This window comes from Nostoc sp. MG11 (assembly GCF_014904695.1).
Lineage (GTDB): Bacteria > Cyanobacteriota > Cyanobacteriia > Cyanobacteriales > Nostocaceae > Komarekiella.
The window spans coordinates 1-2,950 of sequence record NZ_JACXXN010000143.1 but is presented as its reverse complement, the minus strand read 5'-3'; the positions used below and the strand labels follow the sequence as shown (position 1 = coordinate 2,950).

Here is a 2,950-nt window from a genome sequence, read left to right as displayed (position 1 = left end):
TCTGGTGCGCTTAGTGCTTTTTTATCTACTTTACCATTTGCTGTTAATGGTAAACTCTCTAAAATTACAAACGCACCAGGTATCATGTAGTCTGGTAACTTGCGTTGCAAATGCGATCGCAACTCTGTACTGCTCAATACCTTTTGTTGATATGATTGATTAATTGCATAATATTCTAGATTATTATCAGCAAACAAACGTTGATAAAAAGGGGTTTGCTTGAACATTTTTTCCCAGTGATATGAGATGTATTCAAACTCAATATCTTCTCCATTTGTCTTCAAAAGATGACCCCGGATAGCATAATTTGGATTCAGATTATTTTCACAAAGTGTTCTCGTACAAAAAGCTTCGATGACATCTCCTTCATCCACATTAATTCCTGGTTCAAAGACTGGAAAATAAACTGGTAACCAGCAATGCTCATGTTCTAGAATATCTATACATTCTCCTTCAATTGTGTGTAAGTTTAACCCCACGAAAAAACCATCCAATCTTCCTGATTTTTCGATAGTTAATTTAATTTGATGAGTAAATTCTGTGCTAATAGGCTTGCTAAAGTCTAAATCTTCAAAAACTCCTCTATTGGATAACCAGTTGGCTTTGTTTAATCCTTTAATACATAATCGTAAATCAAAAGGATATCCAACTTGTTCAAATATTTTCTGGGTATAATAACCTGAAACTTTTGTAAATCGGGGTTGATTTAGTAATTCATCAGGAAGAGTTATTCCAATAATCTGAGTCATACTTCTTTGAGGAATCATTACACCATCTGGTTTAAGAAACCTTCTGGTGTTATTGATAATTACTGCTGCTCCTTCACATCCACCAATCGGCCCGACAATTTCAGAAACACATACATCAGCTAATTCTGGTAAGTCTACTGTAGTAGCATCTCCATGTATAATTTTAATTTGTTCTGATAACCCCAACTCTTGCACACAAGTTGAAGCTAACTGACTAGTTTCATAGTCTCTCTCAATTGCGTAGACTTTCTTGGCTCCTGCTTCTGCACAAAATTTGGCTAAAATTGCATCCTTTCCCGTGCCAATTTCAACAACTACTTTATCTTTGACCAGTTGATTAATCGCAACTTGGTAACTTTGGTTTCTCCGATAGTCATTGGTCATCGCGTAGTACAGCAGCTCATCATAAACGTAGAATTCTGCTACTGACGGCCAGAGTTCAATTCCTGCCTGATGAGGAACTAAATATGCTACCAGCCGTTTGTTCCCTGGAGTATCTTCTCTGGCGATGACTGTAACTTGCTGTATTTTAGGATAGGTGCTCAGAACTGATTCTATTTCTCCTAGTTCTATGCGGAAACCACGTATCTTCACCTGGTCATCAATTCGACCAAGAAACTCAATATTGCCATCAGGCAAAAATCGAGCTAAATCTCCAGTTTTATATAGTTTTGACTTGGGAACAAAGGGGTTAGAGATGAATTTTTCTAAAGTTAATTCCGGTCGGTTGCGGTAGCTTCGGGCAAGCCCTACACCTCCGATATGTAGTTCTCCTGCTACTCCAATAGGCACAGGTTGATTATTTCGGTCTAGGATGTAGATTTGGGTGTTGGCTATGGGACGACCTATTATTGGTTTTGGATTGCTGTTGCTAATTTTGGCTATTGTGGCACAAACTGTAGACTCAGTTGGCCCATAGGCATTAAAGAAACAACGACCATTACTCCACTGGTTTACTAGTTCAGTCGAACAAGTTTCTCCGGCTACAATAATTTGACCTAGCTCTGGAAATTCATCTGGTAGCAAAACACTCAAAGCTGATGGAGGAAGTGTTACATGAGTGATCCCAAACTGAGTTAGTGTCTCTGTTAAATCCGATCCAGGCATCAATGACTCTGCTTTTGCTAAGACAAGTGTCGCTCCTGAACTCAGAGCCATAAAAATTTCTGAAACTGAGGCATCGAAACTAAAAGAAGCAAACTGTAAGACTCGACTTTGAGATTGAACATTAAATTGATTCCTTTGGGCCATAACTAGATTAGGTAATCCCCTATGAGTTACTAAAACTCCTTTGGGGTTGCCAGTAGACCCAGAAGTATAAATCACATAAGCCAAATTCTCAGATTTGACTTTAATATCGGGATTATCATCACTCTCAATAGCGATCGCACCCCAATCCATATCTAAACAAACCACCCGTGCAATGTGTGACGGCAAAGATTCCAGTAACGATTGTTGAGTTAACAACATCTCAACACCAGAATCCTCTAACATATAACTCAACCGTTCTTGGGGATAATTGGGGTCAAGAGGTACATAAGCACCACCAGCCTTAAGTATCCCCAATATTCCCACTATCATCTCAATCGAACGTTCTACACAAACCCCTACTAGTACTTCTGATCTGACACCGAGGTTTTGCAGATGATGTGCTAGTTGGTTGGCTTTTTGATTCAATTGGTGGTAAGTTAACTGCTGATTCTCAAACACCACCGCTACAGCATCCGGTGTTTTCTCTACCTGTTCATCAAACAATTGATGAATACATTTATCAGTGGGATATTCACTCTCAGTATCATTCCACTCGATCAACAACTGATAGTGTTCTGCTTCACTTAACAAGGGTAATTCACCCACCGTTTGTGAAGGATTTTCTACAATTGCTGACAACAAATTCTGAAAATGAGCAGCCATGCGATCAATAGTTGACTGATCAAACAAGTCAGTGCTGTATTCCCAATGACTCATTAGCCCTGAAGGTGTTTGAGACATTAATACTGTCAAATCAAACTTTGTAGTTATTATTTCTGGCGTTAAAGGCGTAAGAGTTACATTGGAAAATTGCAACTCACTCATCGGTGTATTCTGTAGTGTAAATGCTACTTGGAAAAAGGGAGAGTAAGCTAAAGAACGTTGTGGTTGTAGTGCTTCAACTACTTTATCAAAAGGCACATCTTGATTTTCATAAGCTTTGAGTGTGG

The 2,950-nt window shown here is 38.8% G+C and carries 1 protein-coding gene; it reads right to left on the bottom strand.

Features of this window, described 5'->3' with window-relative positions:
• On the bottom strand, positions 1–2,950 hold a 2,950-nt coding region (locus HCR01_RS37500; RefSeq protein ID WP_193200947.1), incomplete at both ends, for an amino acid adenylation domain-containing protein.